14 protein-coding genes and 1 pseudogene are annotated in these 26292 nt (G+C 53.5%); 2 read left to right on the top strand and 13 right to left on the bottom strand.

Going from position 1 to position 26292, the window contains the following annotated elements:
- Positions 1-16 precede the first annotated feature (16 nt).
- Positions 17-2533, top strand: coding sequence for a DUF5686 and carboxypeptidase-like regulatory domain-containing protein (locus GBK04_RS15925; RefSeq protein WP_152761319.1), 2517 nt, complete (start codon positions 17-19; stop codon positions 2531-2533).
- 87 nt (positions 2534-2620) lie between these two features.
- On the opposite strand, the gene GBK04_RS15920 is transcribed toward GBK04_RS15925, so the two are convergent.
- The 7 genes and pseudogenes from GBK04_RS15920 to GBK04_RS15890 all read right to left on the bottom strand — a co-directional run bounded on the left by GBK04_RS15920 (position 2621) and on the right by GBK04_RS15890 (position 14844).
- Positions 2621-4129, bottom strand: a complete 1509-nt coding sequence (locus tag GBK04_RS15920) for a DUF1501 domain-containing protein (protein ID WP_152761317.1) — start codon at positions 4127-4129, stop codon at positions 2621-2623.
- Positions 4130-4136: 7 nt separating this feature from the next.
- Positions 4137-7361 carry a DUF1553 domain-containing protein gene (locus GBK04_RS15915; RefSeq protein WP_152761315.1) on the bottom strand — a complete coding sequence of 1075 codons (3225 nt, stop codon included), beginning with the start codon at positions 7359-7361 and terminating at the stop codon, positions 4137-4139.
- A 69-nt stretch (positions 7362-7430) separates the two neighbouring features.
- Positions 7431-7733: a hypothetical protein gene (locus GBK04_RS15910; protein ID WP_152761313.1), complete on the bottom strand. Its 303-nt coding sequence runs from the start codon at positions 7731-7733 to the stop codon at positions 7431-7433.
- A gap of 278 nt (positions 7734-8011) precedes the next feature.
- On the bottom strand, positions 8012-8758 hold the full coding sequence (locus tag GBK04_RS15905; protein ID WP_152761312.1) for an SDR family NAD(P)-dependent oxidoreductase: 747 nt from the start codon (positions 8756-8758) through the stop codon (positions 8012-8014).
- A gap of 83 nt (positions 8759-8841) precedes the next feature.
- Complete coding sequence (locus tag GBK04_RS15900) at positions 8842-10932, bottom strand: PKD domain-containing protein (protein WP_152761310.1); 2091 nt, start codon at positions 10930-10932, stop codon at positions 8842-8844.
- Positions 10933-10944: 12 nt separating this feature from the next.
- The gene (locus GBK04_RS15895) at positions 10945-11325 is read right to left on the bottom strand and encodes a hypothetical protein (RefSeq protein WP_152761308.1); all 381 of its coding nucleotides are present in this window, start codon (positions 11323-11325) and stop codon (positions 10945-10947) included.
- Between the two features lie 55 nt (positions 11326-11380).
- Positions 11381-14844: pseudogene (locus GBK04_RS15890) on the bottom strand (ThuA domain-containing protein).
- A 233-nt stretch (positions 14845-15077) separates the two neighbouring features.
- On the opposite strand from GBK04_RS15890, the gene GBK04_RS15885 reads away from it, so the two are divergent.
- Positions 15078-15803, top strand: coding sequence for an NrtR DNA-binding winged helix domain-containing protein (locus GBK04_RS15885; RefSeq protein WP_152766155.1), 726 nt, complete (start codon positions 15078-15080; stop codon positions 15801-15803).
- A 30-nt stretch (positions 15804-15833) separates the two neighbouring features.
- Here the strand turns inward: GBK04_RS15885 and GBK04_RS15880 are convergent, their stop codons facing one another.
- From GBK04_RS15880 to GBK04_RS15860, 6 genes are all read right to left on the bottom strand, one after another.
- A complete protein-coding gene (locus tag GBK04_RS15880; RefSeq protein WP_152761306.1) occupies positions 15834-18251 on the bottom strand; it encodes an ABC transporter permease in 2418 nt (805 codons plus the stop codon).
- A 29-nt stretch (positions 18252-18280) separates the two neighbouring features.
- A complete protein-coding gene (locus tag GBK04_RS15875; RefSeq protein ID WP_373331026.1) occupies positions 18281-20026 on the bottom strand; it encodes an FtsX-like permease family protein in 1746 nt (581 codons plus the stop codon).
- Positions 20023-20667 (bottom strand): ABC transporter permease, encoded by a 645-nt coding sequence (locus tag GBK04_RS30700; protein WP_373331025.1) that lies wholly within the window; start codon positions 20665-20667, stop codon positions 20023-20025. The genes GBK04_RS15875 and GBK04_RS30700 overlap by 4 nt, the downstream gene beginning before the upstream one ends.
- Positions 20668-20788: 121 nt before the next feature.
- Positions 20789-21076, bottom strand: coding sequence for a hypothetical protein (locus GBK04_RS15870; RefSeq protein WP_152761304.1), 288 nt, complete (start codon positions 21074-21076; stop codon positions 20789-20791).
- A gap of 97 nt (positions 21077-21173) precedes the next feature.
- On the bottom strand, positions 21174-23615 hold the full coding sequence (locus GBK04_RS15865; RefSeq protein WP_152761302.1) for an ABC transporter permease: 2442 nt from the start codon (positions 23613-23615) through the stop codon (positions 21174-21176).
- A gap of 311 nt (positions 23616-23926) precedes the next feature.
- Positions 23927-26290, bottom strand: a complete 2364-nt coding sequence (locus GBK04_RS15860) for an ABC transporter permease (RefSeq protein WP_152761300.1) — start codon at positions 26288-26290, stop codon at positions 23927-23929.
- Between the last annotated feature and the right edge of the window lie 2 nt (positions 26291-26292).

Here is a 26292-nt window from a genome sequence, read left to right as displayed (position 1 = left end):
TCAGCTAGGGGTACCCATGAATACATTCGTTTTGGTGCGATGGATTGGATTTTTTGGTTGGCTCCTGCTAACCGGATTCGCCACGGCCCAAACGACCTACCGCATCAGCGGCCACATCACCGACAGCACCACCCGGCAGGGTATCCCGTTCGTCAGTGTGGCCATCCGGGGCACCAGTTCAGGCGCTACTTCGGATTTTGAAGGAAACTATGTGATTGTGACCAGCCGTCCCGGCGATTCGTTGCTAGTTACGAGCCTCGGGTACGCAACCCGAACCTACCCGCTCACGCAGGAGACGGACCAGACCATCGATATAGTGCTGGTACCTACCTCCAACTTGCTCCAGGAGGTGAAGGTATACGCCAAGGGCGGCGATCCCGCCTATCCCCTTATCCGGGAAGCCGTCAAACGCCGCGACCAGTTCGATCCCAGTCAGTTGACCGCCTATCAGTTTGACAGCTACGCCAAAACCGAGGCTTACCTCGACGAATTCACCGGAGAAACCCGCCGTCCCGGACTGGTAAATAGGAATCTGGCCAAACTACCCGCCCTCGTGGGAGACGACGGCAAGCCCGTGGTACCCGTGTTCGTGTCGGAAACTTACTCCGAATATTACTACCGCTCCAATCCCGCCAAAATCAAGGAACACGTCCTGAAGAGCCGGGCGATCGGGGTCGGTATCAGCGATGGCGGCCTCACCGCCCAATTTACGGGTGCTTCCTTCCAGCAATATAATTTTTACGGGAATTATGTCAGCCTGTTGCGCAAAGACCTGCCTTCACCCCTGGGACAATATTGGGAAGCTTCCTACGCCTACCGCCTCATCGACACGGTTTCTGTGGGGGGTATCCAGTGCTACCAGATCGACTTCGAGCCCAGGCAGATTAAGGATCTGGCTTTCAACGGGACTGTCTGGATCGATACCACGCGCCTGGGTCTGCTCAAGATCGAAGCCAACATCGACCGCCGGGCGAACATCAATTTTGTCGAAGCCCTCCGGTTGGAGCAGTACTGGGAGGATGTCGAAACCAGTGGCCCGGACCGCCCCGTGCGCCTCCCCGTGCTCACACAACTCCTCATCGACTCGGACCGTCCCCTGCCTAATGCACCGGGCGTGGTAGTGCGTTTTTATCTCGTGGCCCAGAATCTGAAAGTCAACGAGCCCCTGGAACCCGGCTTTTACGAACCCGCCCTGGAACTGGCCGAAAATTACCGGCAAAGTACCCCAGACTACTGGAAGGAGGTACGTCCCCAGGGGTTGAGCCGGGAGGAGCTGCGGGTGTTCGAAGTTGTGGACTCCGTTCGCAACACGCCCGTGATGAAAACCGTGGGCAAGGTCATTAATCTGCTCAACGGGGGGTACCTGCCCTTCGGTAGCTCGGGACTGGAACTGGGGCCACTTATCTACAGCTATGCCAACAACGACGTGGAAGGTCACCGATTGCGGCTGGGATTACACACCAACGTGGATTTCAGCCGTCGCTGGATCCTGCACGGGTACGGAGCGTACGGTACCCTCGACAGGCGATTCAAATACGGAGGTGGCGTAGAGTTTGTGGCCGGGAAAAAGCCCTGGACAGTCATCGGCCTCGACCACAGTTACGATCTTGAGCAGCTGGGATTCAGTAGTAAACTGATCGGCAGCAACTTTCTCTGGGGGGCCTTCAGCCGGTTCGGAGAGCTCAGCCGTCCCTACTTCCAGCAACATACCCGCACCTACATCCGGCGGGAGCTGGGGGGTGGGTTCACCCAGACCGTTGGCCTGGATACCCGTACCTTTGATCCGAAATTCCCCTTCGCCTACCAAATGCCCGGAGACCCCGATGCCACCTACCGGAGCCGGTACCGGACCAGTGAGCTTACACTGGAAACCCGCTTCGCCCCCGGAGAAATCATGGTACAGGACGACAACTTCCGCTACGGCATCCCAGGCAGTAATCAACCTACCCTTGTTTTTCGGTATGAGTTGGGAACCAAGGCCTTGAACGGTGATTTTAATTACCACCGTTTCCAGTTGGGGATCGAGCACTCGTTCCGGCTGGGGATATTGGGTCGGACCTCCTATAACATCAACCTGGGCTATACCCCTTCCACCCTACCCTATTCGCTGCTTTTTATTCCCAAGGGCAATCCATCCCTGATCTATTCCAGCAGTGGCTACAATCTGATGAGCCGCTTTGAATTTGCCAACGACCATTACGCCGGACTCATGTTCGAACACAATTTCCAGGGTCTGCTTTTTAACCGCATTCCAGCCATCAAACGGTTGAAATGGCGTTTTGTGGTGACGGGTAAGGCGCTGGCGGGCGGGGTGAGCCCGGCCAACGCCCGGCTGACGCCTTCCACCGGCGAAATGGGGCAACCCCTTTTGGGCTTCCAGTCATTAGGCCGAATCCCCTATGTGGAAGTAGGCTACGGAATTGATAATATCCTGAAGGTGATCCGGGTGGACGCCATCCACCGGCTTACGCACCGCGACAGTCCGGATGCCATCAACTTCGGCATCAAAGTTTCTTCCGGGCTGAGTTTCTAATTCGCCCAAAACCTATTTTCCGTTGAACTCTTAAAAAGTAAAGGACTTACCCAGGCTTTTACAAATAGGACGGATGTAAAAGCCCTTTTAAGCCAGGATTCCTTGCACTACCTTGCCCTGCACATCGGTCAGACGGTAACGCCGACCTTGGAATTTGAAAGTAAGGCGCTCATGGTCAACGCCAAGCAAATGAAGCAGAGTAGCCTGAAAATCGTGGACATGCACCGGATTCTGGGTGATGTTGTAGCTAAAATCATCAGTTTCGCCGTAGGAGAAGCCCCGCTTGACTCCTGCGCCGGCCATCCACATGGTAAAGCAGCGCGGGTGGTGGTCGCGGCCGTAATCGGTCGCGGTCAGTTTACCCTGCGAATACACGGTACGACCAAATTCGCCCCCCCAGATTACCAGGGTATCGTCCAGCATCCCGCGTTGTTTCAGATCCATGACCAGGGCCGCGGTAGGTTGGTCGATTTTTTTGCACTGTCCCGGGATACCCCCCGGTAAGCCTCCGTGGTGGTCCCAGCCCTGATGGTAGAGCTGGACGAACTTTACATCCTTTTCCAACAGCTTGCGCGCCAAAAGGCAATTAGCCGCATAGGTACCGGCATCCCGGCTGTCGGGCCCGTAAAGCTCAAAGACGGAGTCAGGTTCACCGCGGGTATCCATCACTTCGGGTACCGAGGTTTGCATCCGGAATGCCATTTCGTATTGGGCCATGCGGGCTTCCACCTCAGGATCGCCGAGGGCTTCGTTTTGCAGTTGATTCAGCTGCTTCAGGTACCCCAGCATTTCCTGGCGGTCGGTTCCGTCGTACCCTTCGGGATTGTTGAGGAAAAGCACCGGATCGGGACCCGAGCGAAACTGGACTCCCTGGTGTTCGGTGGGTAGGAAGCCATTCCCCCACAAGCGGGCGTACAAGGGCTGTCCACTGGCATTTTTTGAGACCAGCGCAATGAAGGTGGGTAGGTTCTGATTCAGCGATCCCAGGCCATAACTCACCCACGAGCCAATAGAAGGCCGACCGGGTAGCTGACTGCCGGTCTGGAAAAAGGTAATGGCAGGATCATGGTTGATGGCCTCGGTATAAAGCGATTTGACAATACAAAGCTCATCCACTACCCGGGCGGAGTGGGGCAGCAACTCGCTCACCCAGGTACGGGACTCCCCGTATTGGTTAAAGGAAAAGACAGAAGGAGCAATAGGCAGGCTGCTTTGGTTGGCGCTCATGCCGGTAAGCCGTTGCCCTTGCCGAACCGAGTCGGGCAGATCCTGGCCGAACATAGGAGCCAGTTTAGGCTTGTAGTCGAAGGTCTCGAATTGCGAGGGGCCGCCGCTCATGAAGAGGTATACCACCCGTTTGGCCTTTGGGGCAAAATGAGGCAAGGCCTGCAACAAGGCTTCCTGCGAGTCTTCTGAGAGACCGGGAGTTCCGGAAGCCGCACTGCCGAAGGGTTTTCCGGCTCCGAACAGGGTACCAGCCGCCAGGGCACCTAAACCCAGGGATGTCTTGGTCAGAAAGTGACGGCGGTCCAATTTTTCGTTTAACTTATGGAATTCCGGAGTGTAGAGCCGGAACTCGTCAGGATGGTATCCCATGGCGTTTTCAGCGTTTGGTGAGGGTGGCATCGGAATTCATGATGGTACTGGCCACTACTGTGTTGGCCGCAACCCGGGCGGCTTCCAGGGACGGATCGACCCGGTACTGTCCGGTCGTCAGCCAGCCCCGGGCTTTGGCAGGATTTTTTCGGAAGCGTTCGATTTCGGTGGCTTGCAGGCGCAGTAGCAGTGCCACTTCCTGAGGAGTAGGTTGCCGTCCCGTCAGTTTCCGGTAGGTTCTGACCAGGGCGGACCGGTTGTCTTCACCTTTGCTCATGACTTCCCCCAGTACGCGGGCGGCTTCGACAAAAGTAGGATCATTGAGCGTAACCAGGGCCTGCAGGGGTGTGTTGGTTTTCTGACGACGCACGGTACAAAAACTGCGGGAGGGCGCATCGAATGTACCCAACGTAGGATTGGGTACGGACCGCTTAATTAGTACATACAGGCTTCGCTTGTACACTTGTGCCCCCGTATCGGGCACGTAGGTAGCGCCATTGATACGCCACAGGCCATCGGGCTGGTAGGGTTTTATGCTACTGCCGCCCACCTGTAGGTTTATCAGGCCACTGGCTGCCAGGGCATTGTCCCGTAACATTTCGGCGGTCAAACGGCTGGTTGGGCCCCGAGCCAGCAGGCGGTTGTTCGGATCACGCTCATACAGGGCTTTTGGGGTACGGGACGACTGACGATAGGTGGCTGAAGTAACGAGGGTACGGATGAGTTGTTTCACATTCCAGCCCGACTCCTGAAAGGAAACAGCCAGCCAATCTAAAAGTTTGGGATGGGAGGGCATCTCACCCTGATTCCCAAAATCCTCGGAAGTTCTGACCAAGCCCGTTCCAAAAAACATCTGCCAGTACCGGTTCACCGCCACCCTGGCCGTCAGGGGATTGTCGGGGTGCGTAAGCCACCGGGCTAGACCGTACCGGTTTTTAGGATAGTCTTTGGGAAACGGAAAAATTCGCTCGGGGGTAGCTGGAGACACCCGTTCGCCCGGGGCATCGTAACTACCCCGTTCCAGCACGTAGGTAGGGCGGAATTGCATGGCTTCGCGCATCACCATCAGCTCCCGCACCGGTTCGGTACTATCGGCCAGCATTGTGCGGGTTTCGGTGAGTTCCTGCCTCGCCTTTCGCGTGGGTAGGTGCACGGCCGAGAAATAATACGCCCGCAGCGCCTCCCGTTCGATTTGCGTGAGTTGTGAGACGGTTTTGGCACCGATCGCCTTCCAGTCGGTTTTCTGTGCCAGGATGGCGGCCTCGTAGGGTGTCAGAGTGCGGTTGTATACCACAATATCATCGATCGCTCCGTTCTTGAGACCGTAGCCCCTCCACCAGCCGCCAATCTGTAGCCCGGGCTGGGGGCTTACCCGCTTTTCGTCGAACAGGATATCCTTGTCCAGGTGATCCATAGTGGTACGCATGGGCATTTCCCGACCGTCCAGGTATAGTTTCAATCCCGCTGCTCTACCGGAACCGTCGTTGGTCATTGTCAGCTGGATCCATCGGTCTCGGGGTACCGTTCGGCGGCTAATTTTAGAAATGGCATTAGCCGGAGCCACGTGGGCCATGGACATCTCCAGCCGACCATCCTTGAGGTACACGTGGTAGCCTCGGAAATTGTAGAGGCGCTCTGCCAGACTTTTGTGAAAAATCACTCCTTCCTGCATTTCTTTGGGAATTCGGACCCATAGCCCAACACTGAACGGCTCGGATTTGCGGAAAATCCCTACCCGGTCCAGATCCAGCCAGGCATCGCCATTCAGCAATAGCCCTACGCCCTGGTGTCCGGTGGTCCACACTTCCTTTTCCCGAACGCCGCCCGCCAGCGTGGTGTAGGCCAGGTCCTTAGGATTGACTTCATTGCGCAGTGAATTTCCTTCAAAGGCATAGTGGGCTACCAGTCCATCTCCGGGAAGGGTCTGTCGGGCCAATCCGGCATAGGAATGGCTGGAGAGCCATTGTTCGAAATCCGATTCCCCCCTTTCCTGCTCGGTCCGTAGCGTTTCGGTCTGCGCGGCAATTTGAGTGTTCAGATATTCCAGGAGCTTCTGTTGCCGGGGCGTAGGCAGCAACAGCGTGGGCGATGGCATGGCATCATCCCACGAAATCTGACCGGCTTCTGCCACGTTGTTGAAAAAAGCGCTGAGCTGGTAATAGTTCTTTTGGGATATAGGGTCGTACTTATGGTCGTGGCACTTGGCGCACCCTACCGACAGACCCAGAAAGGCATCGCCGAGCGTGTTGGTACGGTCCAGGACGTATTCGGTCTGAAACTCCTTTTCGATGATGCCTCCTTCCATATTTTGGGGATGATTGCGGTTGAAGGCCGTGGCGATTCGCATTTCCCGGTTGGCTTGGGACAACAGGTCGCCCGCAAGCTGCCAATGGATGAACCTGTCGTAGGGCTGGTTCCGGTTGAAAGCCCGGATAACCCAATCCCGATAGGGAGACATATCCCGTAGCCGGTCCACGGTATATCCATGGGAATCGGCGAAGCGGGCCACATCCAGCCAATCCGTCGCCATCCGTTCGCCGTAGTGGGGTGACTTGAGCAGCCGATCCACTACCTTTTCATAGGCATCTGCACTTTTGTCCGCCAAGAAAGTGTCGATCTCGGCCAGCGTAGGAGGAAGACCCGTCAGGTCAAACGTAACGCGGCGGATCAGGGTTTCCCGGTCGGCTTCGGGAGCAGGCCGTAGGTCCAGAGAGGCTAGCCGGGCCGCAACGAAACGGTCGACGGGATTTTTTCCCCAGTCCCGCATGACCTCAGTTGGAATTGCGGGACGTACCGGTTTCTGAAACGCCCAATGAGGCTGGTACTCCGCTCCGTTCTCGATCCATTTAATCAAGATAGCTTTCTCATAGGCCGTCAGGCTCAGGTGGGATTCGGGACCAGGCATCATGACCTTGGGATCAGTGGAGATGATGCGCCGGAAAACCTCACTACCCCGCAGGTTGCCAGGCTTAATGGCCACTTGGCCGGGTGATTCAGGCAAGGCACCGTACGCGTGTGCTGCTACATCCAGTCGAAGTCCCGCCTTTTGTTTTTTCTGGTCTGGGCCGTGGCAGGCAAAGCATTTATCGGAAAGAATCGGCTTTACATCCCGGTTATAATCCACCGCATCGGGTACCTGATCCATCGCTGCACTGACGTCTTCTGGCAAAGCAGGGCGACAGGAAAATACCATAAAAGCGGCAGTCAGTAGCTGGAATATCCTGATGAGCATATAGTTATGACGCTATTTCGATAATATAAACCCGATCTGTACCAGAAAATACTGATGGAAGCAACGTTCTCAGTCTTTTGGGGGCATTTGCTGATTGAGTTTGTCCTGAAGCTGCTGATTTTCGAATACGTAGCGCTGCAATTGTCCCTTCAGGTATGCATTTTCGGAAAGCAGGGCAGAAATCATTTTATCCGTTTCATCGTAGGGTAACACTTCTTCCGAGTTTTTGGCCTGATTGGCGTATCCCCGGCAGGTAGACGAGCAGTACTTGGCCGTGGAGCGGCTGGCGAAATAGACTGTGCCACACCATAGGCAGGTTTTCTCGAATACCTTGGCGTTGTACTTGAAGTCTGAGCGATCTAGTTTTGGCATAGCGGGCATAAATTGATAAGCTACGGCAAGATAATCAGCCTGTCTTTAGCCATGAACTTAAAGGCTAATAAAAAGCTACCTTAAGATTCAGGAAGAACTTATTGATAGTATCTGCTTTCAGCTCCACTCCATTGCTTGCTTCCAAAGCCTTGTCGACACTCATCCTGAAATAGGCTGTTCACGTTACCAATGCACGAATAGTTGTACCTCGGGTGCAGCCCGCTGCTTGAATTTCTCCCTGCTTCGCTCGACTCTAATGAAGGCGCCACTACTATACGCTATTTTGTCAATTCAGCCGGAAAATGAATACCCGTTAGCTGCTCGCAAACCGTAAGGATCTCTTCCTGCAATGAAACATCGCTGGCTGCGGGGGCAAACGACTTTTCTTTTTGATGGAAAAAGTACCGGCCGCTCACCAGCGCTTCAGCCTCATCGCTGGTGGCCAGCCAGGTTTGCGTCCGGTAGCCTTTTTCCAGACTGTCGGGCGCACCTACCCCGCCCATTTTGGTAGGTACCCATCCCGGATTGACGGCATTGGCGTACACGTTGGGCCACAAGCGAGCCACGGCCTGGCTTAGCATAAGTACCTGCAGCTTGGAGTCGGAATAGCTGATTGCGCTTAAGTCAGTACTTAATTGTTTTAACCTGGCCTGTCCGCCTGTGTGCATTCCCGAAGTCAGATAAACCAACCGCTTGGGCGGATGAATCAGGCTGGTCAGAATGTAGGGTGCCAGCGTATTGACCGCCGCAATCAATTCGCCGGGAGCCCGATAAACTCCCGCATTATGAATCACGGCGTCGAACTTTCCCAAAGTATTGACATCCGCCGCTAATTGCTTCGTTTCTTCTGTATTGGACAAATCCGCCGTTAGTACCGTTTCGGCTCCGGGTACCTGGTTCATTGCGTCCTGCCCTCTCGCCTTGTTGCGGGCGTGCAACACTACCTGATGCCCTTCGCTCACCAATTGCTGAGCGGCCAACTGTCCCAGCCCGTCTGCCGATCCGGTAATGAATATTCGCGCCATGTTAACTGTAATTGTTTCAACATTCCTTTCAGGATGCGATTACCTTTTCCGGCTTAACCCACAATCCCTGATTTTTTACCAATCTACTCTACAACTACCCGCACACGATCCAAGTTCTGGATGCGGGCGTGGGGTGACTTGGTATCGCCGTTCCGTTGTGAAACCACCCGCAGGCTGACGAAATACGTTCCCGGTTTTTTATAGGTGTGCATGGCGCTTAAAGACAGTGAACTTTTCGTTCCATCAACTTCGGATTTTTCACTAAAGGTACCTTCCCCTTCAAAGTCCCATTCGGCGGCTACCACCTTGCCCGTGTGGGGCGGCACCTCGACAACGGCGGTAAAAGTAACGGGCTTACCGACTTTGACGTCGGCCCGTTTGTTACCATTGACTTTCAGCGTGACTACGGGTTGAATTCCTTTACGTTCGGCCGCGGTGGCGGGTACCATCACCTGCCCATCCTCGATGGTGTAGCTTGTGGTGGCCGGAGGAGCAATTCCTTTTTCCACCCAGGTACTCAGGTCACGTAGCGCTTGCTGGAGTACCCCAAGGTAGCTAATAGTTCGGGTGGGGTCTTCCTGTTTGGTAAGGTCGCCGTGCAGGGCGTGGTCGGTGTACCAGAGCCGGAAATGGCTGTCGGTACTATCGCCCAGATACCTCTTCACCTGCGACCGGTACCAGTCGCCCTGCCATGGAAAGGCCTCCCGATCCCATAGGGACGAGAGAAGAATCATTTTGCCTTTGAAGCGGCCCATTGGAACAGCACCGGCAGCGCCTCGGGTAAACATGGGTCCGAGCAGCATAGCACGCTGGGGATAGATTGGCTGGCCCGCCGCATCACGAAACTGATCCCAGGCGTGGTATTCCGGGCCGGGTACCTGGTGTCGGTGGTAGGTTTGGGCCGCCAGAAAATTGGAATTACCCACCCGCACTTCGTCGCCCGGCTTGATCAGCATGAGCACGGTAGGGTCGGCAGGGCCAAGGATCACTTTATTTCCCTCAATTTTGGTCAACTGCAACTGCTTCCCGGCTGCGGCCCCGCTGGTAATGACGAGGTCGCCCCCCAGAAAATCGACGTCGGGCAGGACGTCCGCCAGCTGGAATGCCACGGGCATTGCGCCTTCCACTCCGCCCATGCTTTTCCAGGCCAGGTCGGCCGTACCCCTTTCCTGCGCGGAGGCCTCCTCTACCAATCCTAGCTGAACGGCCTGGCTGGCCGATATGCCGGTTTTGATGGTACTTACCTGCTGGATGCGGGCCTTTTGAAGGGAGACCGGAGGGTTGGCTCCCAGATAGCCGGGCGAATTCCAGAAATCATCGGTAAAGTACTTTTGATCGGCCCTAGCCATGCCCTGATAGACCGCCACGAAGCCGTGAACGCCCATTGTTTTATAGCCAAACCACGACTGAGGCGGAAAACCCATTTTGGTAACTTCACGCAACGCGGCTTTCTCTTCGTCGTTCAGCCCGGCATACATATCCCCGCTTCCGCCCGGCTCTACGGCATCGATGATTTGGGGCATTTTGTCTTTTAACATCCGCATGGCGTGCATCCTGACGGAAAATACATTGGGAATGGCCATCGGCGAACCCACCACATAGGGCACGACTCCATCCCACACGCCTTCGGTATTTTCGATTCCGCCGATGGTGCGGTAAGCGCCGCCGCTCCCGCCGAAAGCGTAGCCATACGTCCGGTGGGGGCCGTACATTTGGGCTGCTATTTCCCGAGAGTATTGGGCCGAGGCCGCATTGGCCCGGTAGGCACCAATTGTGGGGTCGTTGCTACCTGGCCGGGCAAAATCCAGTTTCCCTCCGCCGTTGGTTTCGATAAAGTACGCGCCGCTGCTAATGGAGAATCCAATCTTGTCTTCTTCGCCCGAGGCTCCCTGCGACAGATTTTCATTGTCGGGAAATGGGGTGATGTACTGAAAAAAGCGGCCCTGATATTGTTCTTTGGAGGGAAAGTAAAAGGAAAAACGGGTTTCGGTTCCTTTAAAGCCGCCGTGTACGTAGCGATGGCGCACGGGTGCATCGCGCCATTCGTCCACATCGATATAAGGTTTACTGAACAGAGTGTCTCCTGACAGCCTGGCTTGGCCGATGGTTTTATTCACCCTCAATACCAATGAAAGGGCGAAAAGCAAGAATAGGAAAAACGGGTGCTTTTTCATGAGTTCGGGGGCTTATTCCTTGACCCGCTTGGCCTTCGTCTCAAAGCTGTCCATCAGCACGCCTTTCAGATTGTCATCATCCACTTTCGTGAGGTTAATCGCGATTTCGCCCGCCTGAGAAGAGTCAAAATAAATGGATAGCTTATCGGCACTTTCTTCCACTTTTGTGATCGGAAATTTTACGTTTGGATCGGTTGGGCTAGAGAGTTCACCGGTTAGCTTACCTTCTTTGCGAACCAAATCGGTCACCAGGGTTACGTCACCGTTGGGGGTACCCGATACCAGGATTTCCCATTTTCCGGCAAAGAAGTCGGCGGGCGTGGTCGTTTGTGAAATTCCACGCAAGGCTACACCTGCGAAAAGAACGAAGAAAAGGATACTTACTTTTTTCATTGTTGTAATTGGTTAAAAGTGAAATGGAAAGGTTAGATTAAACATGGACTCGTTGTTATTTACCTACGGAACTCAGTACCACTTCTGCGCCCATAACGACCATCAGACTGCCGGAAGCCTCCGTAGGATTGACAAACACCAGGTACACATCGTGGGGTTTGTTGTCGAAAGGAACGGGCAGTTTCACCGGAATCGTCAGTTGGGAAGGTGTGAAGTCCATTTTTTCTGATGCTTCAAGAAATTGGGACTCACCCAGCAGTTTGCCGGTAGGTGTGTTCAGATGGAGCTCCACTTTGCCACCTTTAGCGTTGAGTTGAGGTTTGGGAGCAGAAGCCAGCACGCGAATTTCTGAGATACCCGTCAGATCCATGTTGTTGATTTCCATGTACGCCCCGGATTTCGACGGGATAGCCAGATTATTTCCCCCAAAAGACATTTTATTGACGTTGTCGTAGGTGTCGAAACTGTGCGCATCCATTTTGGCATTGCGTAATACAAGTACCTGCTCGGATTTCAGAGAGGGTAGCCCATTGGCACCTTTGTCCTCATACGAAGCCCGTACTATGTACACTCCTTTGCCCTTATCACCCTCAGGCAGTTTGGCTACATAACTGCCCTGTACGGGTAGCGAACTACCAGCGGCCGCTTTGCCCGATACACTTAGGATGTATTTGACCATTTCGGCGGCATCGGCGGTCGAGAGCTGCGGGTGGGCCGCCATGGCGGTTTCTCCCCATACCCCGCCCCTCCGGCGATTACTTTTTTCGTCAATCGCTCCAGGGCCGTCCCATCCCCTTTGTACTTGTTGGATACGTCCGCATAGGCCGGGCCGATGGACTTTTTCGCAAGGCTGTGGCAGGCCATACAATCGCTGGCTTCGATGAGTTTCTTACCCGTCACATACAGGGCACTGGCATCGGCGGTCCGGTGGCCCTGCGCAATAGCGACCTGATCGTAGCCTTCCGCGAGGTAGTCGATATTTACGGCCACCCGTTCAGGGTCGATTCCCGAGGTGGCGCCCGACTTGCCCAGGGTACCATCTTCCTTATCACTTACCTTTACGTTGTAGAGGAAGGGCTTGTCAGCTACGAAAAAGGACTTATTGCTGGCGGGAATATCCAGGCTCAGTATAGGCGGCTCGTTGCCAACCGTGATGTCCATCGACTGCGAAGCGATCCCACCCTTGCCGTCATCCACGGTCAAAGTAGCTTGGTAGATTCCTGTTTTGGCAAGGGTCAGGGCGGCTTCTGGCGTAGCTATGTCTTTGGCAAAACCGTTTTTGGAAGTAATCTTCCAGGAATAGGACAACACATCGCCGTCGGCGTCAGAGGTACCCTTGGCGCTCAGTTTTAGGTCGAGTGGAGCCGAGCCCCCCAACTTGCTGGCCGCTACCTGAAGCTGCGGCTTGCGGTTGCCCCCGTTGTATTCGATCCGGATCAGGCGGGCATCGTCGTTGGCCGTAAACCAGCCCGAGCCGTATTCCAGCATATACAGATCCCCATCCGCCGCAAACTCCATATCCATCGGGTTGCTGAATTTGTAGCTGGGCATGAATCGCTCCATAGCCTCGTAATTACCTTCCTTATCCATCGTCACGGCCATAATCCAGCCGCGCATCCAATCGTAGGTCAGGATTTTACCCTCATAATACTTGGGGAAAGCCCGGGGCGCATTTTTGAAATCTTCGGCATAGTACACGGGCCCGGCCATGGCGTTGCGCCCACCGGCTCCCACCAATGGAAACTCGGGAGAGGCATCGTAAGGGTACCAGATGAATGCTTTCTGGGCCGGGGGAAGTACTTTCAGGCCCGTGTTATTGGGAGAGTTATTAGTGGGCGCATTCACATCCCACTTTTCACCGGATTTTTCGGCGGCGAAGTCATATTTATTGTAAGCTTTATTGTCGCCCACAAAGTGCGGCCAGCCGAAGTTGCCTGCCTTACGCGCTTGTCCTACCTCGTCGTGACCGGCAGGACCGCGGTTGGGATTGGGTTTGGCAGCATCCGGGCCCACTTCGCCCCAATACACATAGCCGGTCTTCTGATCGACCGAAATCCGGAAGGGATTGCGGTGGCCCATCGTGTAAATCTCGGGGCGAGTCTGAGGGGTACCTTTGGCGAACAGATTACCCTCTGGAATCGTATAGGTACCATTAGCCTGGGGAGTGATGCGGATAATTTTACCGCGCAGGTCGTTGGTATTGGCTGAGGATTTCTGAGCATCCCAGGGGCCGCGGCCTTCGCGCTCATCGCTGGGGCTATATCCATCCGAGCCGTGCGGATTGGTGTTGTCGCCCGTGGAGAGGTACAGGTTTCCGGCGCGATCCCAGGCAATGGATCCACCCGTATGGCAGCATTCTTCGCGCTGGGTAGGTACGTAGAGCAGTATTTTTTTCGAGGCCATGTCGAGTGCGTCGCCTTTCAGTTCAAAGCGGGCCAGGACGTTTTTGGATTCATTGGGCTCAGAATAGTAGAGATAAATCCAGTGGTTCTGCGCAAAATTGGGATCTTTGTTAAGACCCAAAAGACCATCTTCGCCCATCGATTCTTTTCCTTCCTTGTTTACATATTTTGTGCTCACCGGCAGGGTAGCGATCGTTTTCAGCTCCTTGGTCTCGGTGTTGTAAAGGCGTATTTCCCCTTTGCGCTGAATAAACAGGATACGTCCGTCGCCGAGCACGCTCAGTTCCATGGGTTCGTCCAGCTTCTCGGCCAGAATGGCTTTGGTAAAACGATTTTCTTCGGGACGGGCTTTGGAAAAATCCAATGGTTTGGGCGCATCGCCCCCCGTGGTGTAGTGAATTCCCGCCCACAAGTGATTCAGGAACAGCGGCTCAGAGAAAGTCTCATCGGTATGGCCCATGGCCGTATAGAACGATCGTCCACCGTCAAATTCCTGGTACCAGCTAATGGGATGGAACTCAGGATTCTTGCCACCGGTATAGCTTTTCTCGTCGATTTTGACAACGACGTTGATCTTGGGCGAAATATTCTTGAAACTATAGAACTCATCGCTTCGCTCAAATTCACCGGGCATGCCCTGGGTGGCCCAGTGGTCTTTCTGCGTAACGATGAACTTCCCTTTCTGAACATTATTGGGCATCGGGTGATCCAGAAAATACGCGCCTGCCAGTTGACCGTACCAGGGCCATTCGTACTCGGTATCGGTAGCGGAGTGGATACCCACATAGCCACCGCCCGCCTGAATGTACCGCTCAAAGGCACTTTGTTGCTCGTTGTTCAGGATATCACCGGTTGTGTTCAGAAACAGGACCGTATTGTATTTTCTCAGGTTCAGTTCGTTGAATTGCGCGGCGTCTTCGGTAAAGCTCACGTCAAAGCCTTTCTCCTGACCCATCTTAGCCAGGGCCTTTTTGCCTGCGGCAATGGATTCATGCCGGAAAGCCGCCGTTTTGCTGAAAACCAGAACATTGATTTCTGGAGTCTGGGCCGGAGAGGTGTAAGCTAGCAGCCATAATCCCAATAGTAATGCGCTAATCTTAAATACATTCTGTTTCATAGGTACCTGTATTTGTTGCTTGATTGATGACAAAAGTATATGAATTATTTTTATTGTCTATTTATTAGACAATAAAAATTTTGAAACTCTATATTTGCATAGTCCTATGATCCTTCCTGTATTTTCTAGTAAAGAATTGGCGGAATGTTTTTTTGATCGGACAACTTCCCTTATTCTGGTGGGAAGAAGCCTTACCTTTAAATCTGAGTAGTTCAGTGGAAAATCAAAACAACATGCACCATCCCAGCGAAAAAGACTATATCCATCAACTTTCGATTGATTGCGTCATATTGGGCTATCAGGACAGACAGCTCAAAGTACTGGTACCCAAACTCGATTTTCGGGGTGATTTCTGGGCGTTGCCTTCGGGGTTTATTTTGCAGGAGGAAAGCATTGACGAGGCCGCCCGCCGGATTCTGGAGGAGCGGACCGGCATCCGAGACATCTACCTGGATCAATTCCGGGCATTTGGACCAACCGATCGAACCAACCGGGCTTTTTTGGAGCGCATGATGCGCTTGAATGAGGAGAAGTTTGGCGAAGAACTATTCAATCGCAAAGAGTTCGACTGGATTACCCGACGGTTCATTTCGATCGGGTATTATGCCCTGGTGGATATGAATAAAGTTGTCCCCAGGAAAAACGATATAGACGAATCCATCGCCTGGTACAACATCAGGAATCTGCCGCCCATGATCATGGACCACAACGAGATCGTGGGGAAAGCGCTCGAGACGCTACGCCTGAATCTGGATGAAAAATTAATTGGGTTTAACCTTCTGCCCGAAACCTTCACGATGCGGGAAGTACAGGAGCTCTACGAGGCTATTTTTGACAAGCCTTTTGCCCGCAATAATTTCCAGAAAAAAATCCTTGACTTGAATGTGCTGGAACGGCTGGAGAAGAAATTTACGGGTGCCGCCAACAAAGCACCCTACCTGTATCGGCTTGCCCGGTAGAGTTCGCCCCATCGAATAGCTCAGGGTACCCTACTCGCTCCGCAATGACTTCACCGGATTCATCAGCGCGGCCTTGATGGCCTGATAACTTACCGTGAACAGGGCAATCACCAGGGTTACCAATCCGGCGGCGGCGAACATCCACCACTGCATCGCTATGCTGAACGCGAAGTGGTCCAGCCACTGATTCATGAGAAAGAAAGCAATGGGCGAAGCGATGAAAATAGCTACGATAACCAGCCCAAGAAAGTCTTTGGCCAATAAAGCCGTAACACTCGATACCGAGGCTCCAAGTACCTTTCGGATTCCGATTTCTTTGGTACGCTGCGCGGTAACAAAAGAAGATAGCCCCAGCAGCCCTAGGCACGACACCAGGATGGCCAGGATCGTAAAAAAGCCAAACACCTGCCCGAAACGCTCGTCAGCGCGATACTGCTGATCGTATTTCTCGTTTAGAAATACATACTCAAAGGGCTCGTTGGGAAAGTACTCCGACCACGCCTGCCGAGCGGCCTCAACGGCTTTGCTGCTACCACTGGCCTCCACTTTGAGAGAAATAGAACCGTTTACACCGGAGTCGAGCCGCAGCACGAGCGGCTCGTAAGCATCCCGCAGCGACTGTTGGTGGAAATCGTCCACTACGCCCACGATCGTGAGGATATCGCCCCAGAAATTGATCTTTTTGCCCAGTGCTTCCTCAGGTACCCGGAACCCCAGCTGCCGGATGCCCGTCCGATTGAACACCACAGCGTTCTGCTCGCCCAGGTCTTTGTTGAAGTTGCGCCCCGCGATGATTTTCAACCCAAATGACGAAATGAAATCGTAGTCCATCATGATCACGCGGTACTGCTTGCCGTTGGTTTCCGGTGCGTTTTCTAACCGGATGCCGCCCGCGTTGAAATCCACTTTTTCGCCTGGAATGCTACTCGATACCGTAACGCTTTTTATGGCGGATTGCTGCAGAACTGTTTCTTTGAATGACTTGGTACGCGAGGCACGGGTTGAATCGTTAGTCGGCGGACTCAGTACGAGGGTTTGGTCTATGTCCATGCCCAGCGCCTGGCTGCGCATGTACTGAACCTGGCGAAAAACCGTGATGGTACCCACCAGCAAAAAGATAGAGGCCGAAAACTGCACGACGACCAGCGTCTTCCGCAGGAAGGTACCCTGTCCGCCGCCCGAAATTCCGGCTTTAAGCACCTGGGTCGGTTTAAATCCCGACAACACAAAGGCCGGATAAGCTCCCGAAAGTAGGGTACCTACGCCAAACATTATTCCCAGGCCCAGCCAAAACTGGGAAGTTCCGATCAGCGAATAAGTAAGATGCTGGTCGGTGAATGCATTGAACAGGGGTAGGCCAGCCGCCACGATTACACAGGCAGCCAGCACCGACACGAAGTTGAGTAGTGCGGATTCAACCAGAAACTGTCCGATAAGCTGGCTTCGAAAAGATCCCACCGCTTTGCGCACACCTACCTCCCGCGCCCGGCGAATGGCGCGGGCCGTAGCCAGATTGATGTAGTTGACCCAGGCGATCAGGATGATAAACAACGCCACCCCCAGCAGAATGTACACCGCAACCCCGTCCCCGTTCGGTCCCGCCTCCATCATGTAGTTGGAGTAGAGGTGGATGTCGACCAGGGGTTGTAAAGCGAAAGCTACCCCAAAACTGCCCTTGACGGTTTCGGGTTGTTCCTTGGCCACAAAGGCCGGAAACTTAGCTTCCAGTTTTTGTGGATCGGTACCTTCCTTCACCAGCAGGTACGTGAGGCAGCCATCCCAGTTCCAGGCATTGTCAAAATTCTGGTCGGGGTTGTTCTCTGGATTGACCAGACGCTGAAAAGTATCGAACGATATCAGGTAGTCGGTCTTGAGATGTGTATTTTCGGGAAAATCCTGATACACCCCCGTCACCTTCACAAGGTACTGCCGATTGACCCGAATCGATTGTCCCAATGGATTGGTGTTGCCAAACAGCCGCCTGGCCAGCGACTCAGACAAAACCACCGTGTAGGGCTCGGCCAGGGCGGTTTGGGCGTTTCCACTCACCAGCGGATAAGAAAACAGGGTAAAAAAGGCTTTACTGGCGTAGGCTCCTTTTTCAATCTTGAATTTGGTATTGTTTACTTCAAGTTCCTGGCGGCTTCGCATGTACACCCGCACGAATTCTTCCACCTCCGGAAACGCATCCTTCATATGGTTACCGACGGCAAAAGGGCCGCCCGCCCACTCGGTGGAGAGTACCCCTTTTTCAAACCGCTCCGTTTTCACCCGGTAGATACGGTCGGCTTTGTCCTGAAAGCGGTCGTAGCTTCGCTCAAAGGCTACGTATTGCAAAATGAGCAAAGTAGCTGCCATGCCGATAGCCAATCCCGAAATGTTGATCAGCGAAAAGTGGCTGTCGCGCAGCAGATTCCGGAAGGCGATTTTAAGATAGTTGGAGAGCATGGAATACGTTTAGCTAGTGGCTTTTTTGTTCATTCTGACCTGAGACTCTTCACCGGGTTGGTCAGGGCGGCTTTGGTACTTTGGTAGGCTACCGTTCCCCAGCAGATGACCAGGGTAGCCAGACAGGCCACCACAAATACCCAGACATTGATGTCAGTTTTATAGGGAAAATCTTCCAGCCATTTGTACATCGAGTACCAGGCCACCGGAATGGCAATCGGAAACGAGATCAGGACCAGCTTGGTAAAGTCCATGGACAACAACGTTACAATGCTACCTACCGACGCGCCCAGTACCTTACGTACGCCGATTTCCTTCACCCGCTGCTCGGTGGTGAATGTAGCCAAACCAAACAAACCCAGGCAGGCGATGAAGATGGTCATAGCCGAAAAGGCCGTAAAGATCCGACCCCGCAGTTCGTCGGCTTCATAGGCCGACTCAAAATCCTGATCCAGGAAGCGGTACTCAAACAAGCGGTCGGGGTAGATTTCGCGCCATTTCTGACCAATGAAGGCAACCGTTTTTTCTATGTCCTTGGGCTGGATTTTGATATGAAGTACTGCGTTGTTAGGTCGGTACAGGATCACCAGCGGCTCGATGGGATTGTAGAGCGACTGCTGGTGAAAATCCTTCACCACGCCTACCACCTGGGCAGTGGGGGGAGCGGGCTGTCCTTCGGGCGGCAGCCCGCCGAGCAGTACTTTCTTACCCAATGGCTTTTTCCAACCCATCCGCTCTACTACGGCCTGGTTAATCAACACACCGTTGGTGGTATCACCCGGAATATCCGCCGAAAAACCGCGTCCCTCCACAACCTTCATACCCATGGTAGCCAAATAATCATGGTCGATACCCAGGGGCTTGAAGCCCATGTCCTTGAGCCCTTCGTTGGTTTCCACCGCAAAAATATTCCGTCCGCCCATGTTGCTGGTAGGTGATGAGGCCGTGGCCACGCTGCGCACGTTTGGGTTGGCCAACAGAGCTTCCCGCAGGGCGCCGTAGCGGGCACGGGGTTGGCGGTCCTGGTAGTTGATAGTCAGCACTTGCTCGCGGTTGTACCCCATGTCGGCTTTTCGCATGAAATTGAGCTGCTGATAGACGATCCAGGTACAGATGAGCATACTCAGCGAGATGGCAAACTGCACCACCACCAGGGCTTTCCGAAAGAAATTACCGCCCCGGGCGTTGAATGAACCTTTGAGGACCGAAGCGGGCTCAAAAGCCGAAAGATAGAAGGCCGGATAGCTACCACTGATGATGCCCGTAAATAGCACTACTCCCAGGGCGATCAGCAAAAACCGCGGCTTGATCAGCTCCTGATACTGAATCTCCTTGCCCGACACGGTATTGAAAAATGGCAGTACCAGTACTACCAGCAGTATACTGGCCAGCAAGGCCAGCAACGTCATCAGTACCGACTCGGTCATAAACTGCCCTACCAAGCGATTCCGTACCGCACCCATTACTTTCCGAAGCCCTACCTCTTTGGCACGTCGGGCCGAGCGCGCCGTAGCCAGGTTCATGTAGTTGATACTGGCGATCAGCAGCATAAAAAAAGCCACGGCCCCAAAGGTGTATACGTAGCCAATATCGCCGTTGGTTTCTCCCTCCATTTTGGAGTGCAGGTGGACGCTGGTGATGGGCTGCAATTCGTAGGTTACCTTGATACCCATTTTCTTGAAAATAGGCCCAATGTACTTCTCATACACCTCCGGAAACTTGCTTTCCAGTCTTCGGGTATCAAAGTTTTTGGGCAATTGCAGATAGCTCGTCACGAAGAATCCCCCCAGGAGTCTGTCAGTCCGCGCTCAAACTGACCTTTGGAAAGCAGGGCATTGAATGTAAAGTGGGAGTTGCGGGGTACGTCTTCCATCACGCCCGTCACTTTATAGAAAGTCGTATCATTGGTCTGCAGCGACTCACCCAGCGCGGGCCGGGAGCCAAAGAATTTCTGCGCCGTTTTTTGGGTCAGCACAATGCTACCGGGCTGATTCAGGGCCGTTTTAGGATCGCCTTCCAGAAGCTTATAACTGAATACCTCGAAAACCGTGGAATCAGCGGAGTAGATGTCCTCCTCGTAGAAGCGATTTTCTCCCCGCCGGAACATCACCCGGCCGTACGGAACAAAACGAACGTAATTCTCAATGAAAGGATAGTCCCGCTTCAAGGTCTCCACCAGTGGCGGCTGCGTGACGTTCCAACCAAAAGCCTTATCAGGTTCGCGGATTTTCGATACGACCCGGTAGATCTGATCGGCTTTGGTATGGTAACGGTCGTAGCTGAGTTCGTCCGTCACGTACAATAGCAGCAGCATTCCGCAGGTGACGCCAAGGGTAAGTCCCAGCACGTTGATCAGGCTGTAAAAGGTATCCTTCTGCAGATTTCGGAGGGCTATTTTGAAATAGTTTTTGATCATGGGTTGGTCAGGTAGCAGGTAAAAAGTGATTTGCCATCAGCTCGTAGTTTTTTCTTTCGACAGCACGGCTTCCTCCCCGGCCAAGGGGCGCCAGGCAGCAGACTTTTCTCCGACTCCTCTATTATGCCATGGCTCCGCGCAGAAGTCGACGGCTTTCCTCCTTCACGAATGTGATGGGCACAAAATCGTCGGTTGGGGCCCCGATGTAGTAGACCGTCCAATCGGGATCGTGATGGGCCAGCATCTCACTGATACAGTCGGCACGGTGGGCCAGCGGGTTGCTACAGTCCTGCCAGTAAAATAACTCCACGCGGTAGTGCAGCTGCTGTCTCATGCCGTTGATGGTAACCTCCACTTCAATCTCCTGCTTCCCTGGAAGCGGAGGGATGGGTATAGCGATATGGCTCATGGGATTTGAGTAATTAAGGGTTAAAAATCAATCTAACGGACTGACCCCGGCAGTAGTTGGAAAACTGCCGGGGTACCAATAGCTCAACCAAAGAAAATTATTCGCTTCTCAACGACTTCACCGGATTGGTCAGGGCAGCCTTTGCACTCTGGAAACTCACCGTCAGCAGCGCAATACCTACCGCAATTATACCTGCCAACACAAACACCCACCACTCGATGTCGATCTTATAAGCAAAATCCTGCAGCCACTGATTCATGGCGTACCAGGTAAGCGGCGTAGCAATGACGATGGCGGCGAGGACCAGCTTGACGAAATCCCGCGAGAGCAATGCCACAATGCTGCCTACACTCGCCCCGAGTACCTTGCGGACACCAATTTCCCTGATACGTTGCTGCGCCTCAAAGGCCGTCAGGCCAAAAAGCCCCAGGCAGGAAATGATGATGGAAATCAGTGTAAAAACATTGACAATGCGGGCCGTGCGGGCGTCAGCATCGTAGTTTTTCTGGAAATCCTCGTTTAGGAAACTGTACCTGAAAGGTTCATCAGGAACCAGCGCTTTCCACTTGGACTCAATAAAAGGCAACACCTTACTCGCGTCCGCTGTATTGACATGGGCAATAAGGTAGTTATAGTCATTGCCGGGTTCCAGTAGGAAAGCGTAGGGTTCGATGACCTGATGCAAATCGGCAAAGTGAAAATCCTTGACCACCCCCACGATTTCAAAGGTACGGGAGTTGTTGGCTAGCTTTTGACCAATGGCTTTTTCCAGGGGAATGGCGAATTTGCGAAGAGTCGCCTCGTTGACCACAATCGTTTGGTTGGCCGTGTCGCCCATGAATTCTTTGGAAAGCAACCGCCCCGCCACTGCTTTGAAGCCCATCATTTCCATGAATTCGGGTGATACCCAATTGGTCTTGGTAATTGCCACTTCGTCCACCGATTGTTCGGGACGATGCAACCCCATGTCGCTGGGATTCAGGATACCAGGATAATAGCCTGTTCCCGCCGCGCCGGTAACCTGACTGCTCTGCAATAGCTCGTTGCGAAGCGCCTGATACGCACTACGCGAACGATCGCTACGAAGTGGAAGTACAATCTGCTGATCCTTGTTAAAACCCAAAGGTTGATCACGCATAAACTTCATTTGTCCCTGGATTACGATAGTCGCCACCACCAGTCCGATCGAAATCACGAACTGGAACACCACCAGCCCGCGCCGCAGCAACGTAGCCGAAACCGAGTTGACGAACTTCCCTTTGAGTACATCCAACGGATTGAACACCGACAGATAGAAAGCCGGATAGCTACCCGCCACCAGCCCCGTCAGCAGGGCCAATCCCAGAAAGGCAGCGATGATTTTGGGTTGTAACAGATCAGAAAAATCAAGCACTTTACCCGATAACTGATCGAAAGCAGGTAACAGCAACACCACCAGCACGATGGCTACCAGCAATGCCAGCATAGTCAGTACCATCGATTCGCCCAAAAACTGGCCGATCAGACTGCTCTGCTGTGCACCCATCACTTTGCGCATCCCCACCTCCGCAGCTCGCTTGACCGAGCGGGCGGTAGCCAGATTCATGAAATTGATGCAAGCCAGGAGCAGGGTGAACAGCGCAATGGAACCCAGCACGTAGAGGTAGGTAACGCTACTGGTAGGTGTGAGGATGGCGTCTACCTTGTCGAAAAGGTGAATGTCTTTGACCGAAAGCAGCGCCATCTTTTTATCCGCTCCCGCAAGTTTGAGATCCTTGCGGGCATATTTTTCAACGAAGGAAGGAAGTTTGTTTTCAAACTTAGCAGCGTCGGTACCCGGCTGCATACGCAGGTAGGTATAGAACATATTGTTGTTGCTGAAATCCTGCTTCTGCTCGCGTAGAAACCCGCCCACCCAGCCGGCCTGAAGGGACAGAAAGTAGGGCGCATCGATGTGTGAGCGGCGGCTTTCGTCGCGGTAGACGCCCGTGACCTGGAAATTTTCATTGGTACCTGCTACCCCCCCGATCTGGATCGTCTTGTTCAGGGCGGGGACGTTGCCAAAGAGTTTTTGAGCCAGGGCCTCTGAAAGAACCACCGAATGGGCATCGTCCAGCGCCGTACGGGCGTCACCTTCCAGGAACTGGTAGGTAAAGACATCGAAAAAAGTAGAGTCTACCTGATAACCCGACCTCTCATTGAACGCTTTTATCGTTTTGTTGGCATCTTTTACCCGCAACAGCGTTTCTTTTTCCAGGAAATTCTGCCAGACGCGCGTGACCTGTACTACCTCGGGAAATTCTGCCTTCATGGCTTGCGCGTAGGGTGAGGGCGCGCGAGGGTTGTCCATCAACTCGCCGTTGTAGGTATTTTCGCTGCGAAGCAGATAGATGTCGTTGGCAAATTCGTGGTACCTGTCGAACGACAGTTCGCTGTTGATGTACAGCAGCAGCAGCATGCAGCAGGCCATGCCCACTGACAGACCAAAGACGTTGATGGAAGAAAACAGCTTGCTCTTGCGCAAATTCCGCCAGGCAATTTTGAGGTAAGTTCGGTTCATGGCTCGTAGATATCTTGGTATTCAGGAAGGAGAGGGTACCTCCCGGCGACAGCAGCAAACAGTACAGCGAGTCGTTAGGATTTATCCTCCAACAGGTTGGATAATAAACGTATGCCAAAATTCATACAAACTGATTGCGAACGCTTTACAAAATAGCCTACTAAAAAAAATGTCCGTTTTCGGACATTTATGTACGCCAGTGGACATTGAAAGGTAGGCTGAATGATTGCGAGAGATCGGTCTGGGAATAATCAAAGATTCCAGAAAGGTTTTAAAACCCAACCTACCCTATCCGCCTACACGAGCCATACTCATTCGCTCCGCAGACTTTCCACCGGATTCATCAGCGCGGCCCTGGTGGTGTAATACCCGATGGAACTTAGGGCTACCAACAGTACAAGCCCCATCGAAAGGGTCATCAAGCCATAGTTGAGCCCGGCGTGAAACGTAAACAAACTCACGAAGAAAACGCCCGATATGTACCCCACTGGCAGAGCAATCAGGCCCGCGATCAGTAATAGTTTCAGGAAACTCCACGACAGCGTTCTGACTACCTCCATCACCGAAGCCCCCATGACTTTTCGAATCCCGATTTCTTTGTAGCGCTTCTCTGTGCTGTACGTCACCATACCCAGCAGGCCCAGCACCGCAATCACCCAGATGACGATGGAGGCCATACCCATCATTTTCATATCCTCGGCGGGATAGTAGCGGTCGTATAGCTCCTGCTCGTACCACGAATAGCCCATTTCCTGGTAGGGGTAGTGCTGCTTCCAGATCGCCTGGACCTGCGCCAGAAAGGCATCCTGTGAAATAGGGTCGGTTGTCTTGACCGAGAGTAGCCGGAACTGGCTGGGATTGTACCGGAACACCAACGGCTCAATGGCGTACTGGTAGTTGTAATGGCAGAAATTCCTAACCACGCCTACCACCTGCAAGTCGGGTTCGTTGTTCAGAAAAATGGACTTGCCAATGGCCTCCCGGGGGGTACCTAAGCGCAGCTTTTCAACTGCCTTCTCATTGATCACTACAAAGTGGCCGGCCGAGTCGGACGTGGTAGCGGGCAGGTTCTCGCCCGCCAGGAACTGCAACTTCATGTTTTCTACAAAACCCGCATCCACTGCGTAATAGTAGGTGCTGGTATTCTCATCCTCCTTGTGGGATTTGATTGCGTACTCGGCCGCGACACCGCCAAAAGCCAGGGAGGTCAGGCCGATCTGCTCGACCTGCTTGTTCATGGAAATTTCATCGCGCAACAGCTGGTAATTATTATCCGCCAGCGATACATTGAAAATGCCCTTCCGGTTGAAGTTCTCGTTTTCGGTAGCCATGTAATTGAACTGATTGTACATGTGGCCGATCTGGAAAATAAAGCCAATCGTAACTACAAACTGAACGACGATCAGTACTTTTCGAAAGTTGATCCTACCCAGAGCAGCCGGAACCAGGGTACCTTTCAGTACCTGCACGGGTTGAAAACCCGACAGAATCCAGGCAGGCAACATACCCGCGACGAATCCGAGGAATACGGCAAACAGCACAAAAGCCAGCCAGATGGACATCTGATTGTCGACCTCCCACGTGACCCACTGCACATGGATGAACTGCCGCATCAGGGACAGGCACCCAAGGCCCACTACCAGCGCCAGGAGGGCGATCACGATCGCTTCGCAGATGAACTGCAGAATCAACTGCCGACGCACGGCCCCCATCACCTTCCGAACCCCTACCTCTCTGGAGCGGCTCAGTGAGCGGGCCAGCGTCAGGTTGGTGTAGTTGAATCCCGCCAGCAACAGAATCATCAGCGGAATCGCAAAATTGAAGTAAATATCCTGCATCGAATCCACGTAGGGATTGTTGCGGAGTTCGGCCCGGCTCGGAGAAATTTCGGACAGCGCCTGTTTGTGAAACCGGTTCGATTTTTTGGCCGAAGCGAGCGTCGGATTGATCTTTCGGGCAACCTCTCCGATGGCTTGTTCCAGGGCTTCCGGACGAGCCCCGGGGTTCAGCCTGACAAAGGTGTGTGCCTTGTAATCGCCCCAGGACTGCGCTTTGCGGGCATCAGGATTGTGCTGATCGTAGGTAGCCAATGACACCATCACGTCGCTTCGAAACTGCGTTTGTTTCTTGTAGGGCTTCAGTACCCCCGAAATGGTGAGCATCCCGTAGGTAGGATGCTCCAGCGTCTTCCCGACGGGGTTCACATCCCCAAAAAACCTTTCTGCCGCCTCGTGGCTCAGCACCAGGCTGTTCGGCTCCACGGGCAGGGTACCTTTCGCCAAGGGAAACCCGAATATTTTGAAAAAATCGGGCTCCACGTAGAGACAATTGACCCGGAGGGTTTTGAGCTGATTGCTCAGCTCCCAGCCAAAGTCCCGCACCACTTTGGCGGATATTTCCACGCAGGCGTAGTTGTTTTCCAGTTGTTCAGCGAGCAGGTAGGGCGATGAAGCGTACGGAATCACCCCGCCGTCGCGGGCTACCTCGTCGGTAATGATTCGGTAAATCCGGTCGGAGTTGGGGTGAAAGTTGTCCGTTTCGAAAGCCCCCTGCAGTTGTAACAGCGCCAGCAACGCAAACGGAATGGCGAGCCCCAAACCCAGAATATTGACCAGAGAAAACAGCTTGTTTTTCCAAAGGGTACGCAGCGCGATTTTGAGGTAGTTCTTGAGCATCG

The organism is Salmonirosea aquatica (genome assembly GCF_009296315.1).
GTDB lineage: Bacteria > Bacteroidota > Bacteroidia > Cytophagales > Spirosomataceae > Salmonirosea > Salmonirosea aquatica.
This window is presented reverse-complemented; position numbering and strand designations above follow the sequence as displayed.

What these genes read in the sequence shown, in the direction of transcription:
- GBK04_RS15865 (WP_152761302.1), bottom strand. Translation starts at nt 23,615, where the DNA reads ATGAACCGAACTTACCTCAAAATTGCCTGGCGGAATTTGCGCAAGAGC.
- GBK04_RS15885 (WP_152766155.1), top strand. Translation starts at nt 15,078, where the DNA reads ATGCACCATCCCAGCGAAAAAGACTATATCCATCAACTTTCGATTGAT.
- GBK04_RS30700 (WP_373331025.1), bottom strand. Translation starts at nt 20,667, where the DNA reads ATGATCAAAAACTATTTCAAAATAGCCCTCCGAAATCTGCAGAAGGAT.
- GBK04_RS15880 (WP_152761306.1), bottom strand. Translation starts at nt 18,251, where the DNA reads ATGCTCTCCAACTATCTTAAAATCGCCTTCCGGAATCTGCTGCGCGAC.
- GBK04_RS15860 (WP_152761300.1), bottom strand. Translation starts at nt 26,290, where the DNA reads ATGCTCAAGAACTACCTCAAAATCGCGCTGCGTACCCTTTGGAAAAAC.
- GBK04_RS15900 (WP_152761310.1), bottom strand. Translation starts at nt 10,932, where the DNA reads ATGAAAAAGCACCCGTTTTTCCTATTCTTGCTTTTCGCCCTTTCATTG.
- GBK04_RS15920 (WP_152761317.1), bottom strand. Translation starts at nt 4,129, where the DNA reads ATGGGATACCATCCTGACGAGTTCCGGCTCTACACTCCGGAATTCCAT.
- GBK04_RS15905 (WP_152761312.1), bottom strand. Translation starts at nt 8,758, where the DNA reads ATGGCGCGAATATTCATTACCGGATCGGCAGACGGGCTGGGACAGTTG.
- GBK04_RS15925 (WP_152761319.1), top strand. Translation starts at nt 17, where the DNA reads ATGAATACATTCGTTTTGGTGCGATGGATTGGATTTTTTGGTTGGCTC.
- GBK04_RS15915 (WP_152761315.1), bottom strand. Translation starts at nt 7,361, where the DNA reads ATGCTCATCAGGATATTCCAGCTACTGACTGCCGCTTTTATGGTATTT.
- GBK04_RS15910 (WP_152761313.1), bottom strand. Translation starts at nt 7,733, where the DNA reads ATGCCAAAACTAGATCGCTCAGACTTCAAGTACAACGCCAAGGTATTC.
- GBK04_RS15895 (WP_152761308.1), bottom strand. Translation starts at nt 11,325, where the DNA reads ATGAAAAAAGTAAGTATCCTTTTCTTCGTTCTTTTCGCAGGTGTAGCC.
- GBK04_RS15870 (WP_152761304.1), bottom strand. Translation starts at nt 21,076, where the DNA reads ATGAGCCATATCGCTATACCCATCCCTCCGCTTCCAGGGAAGCAGGAG.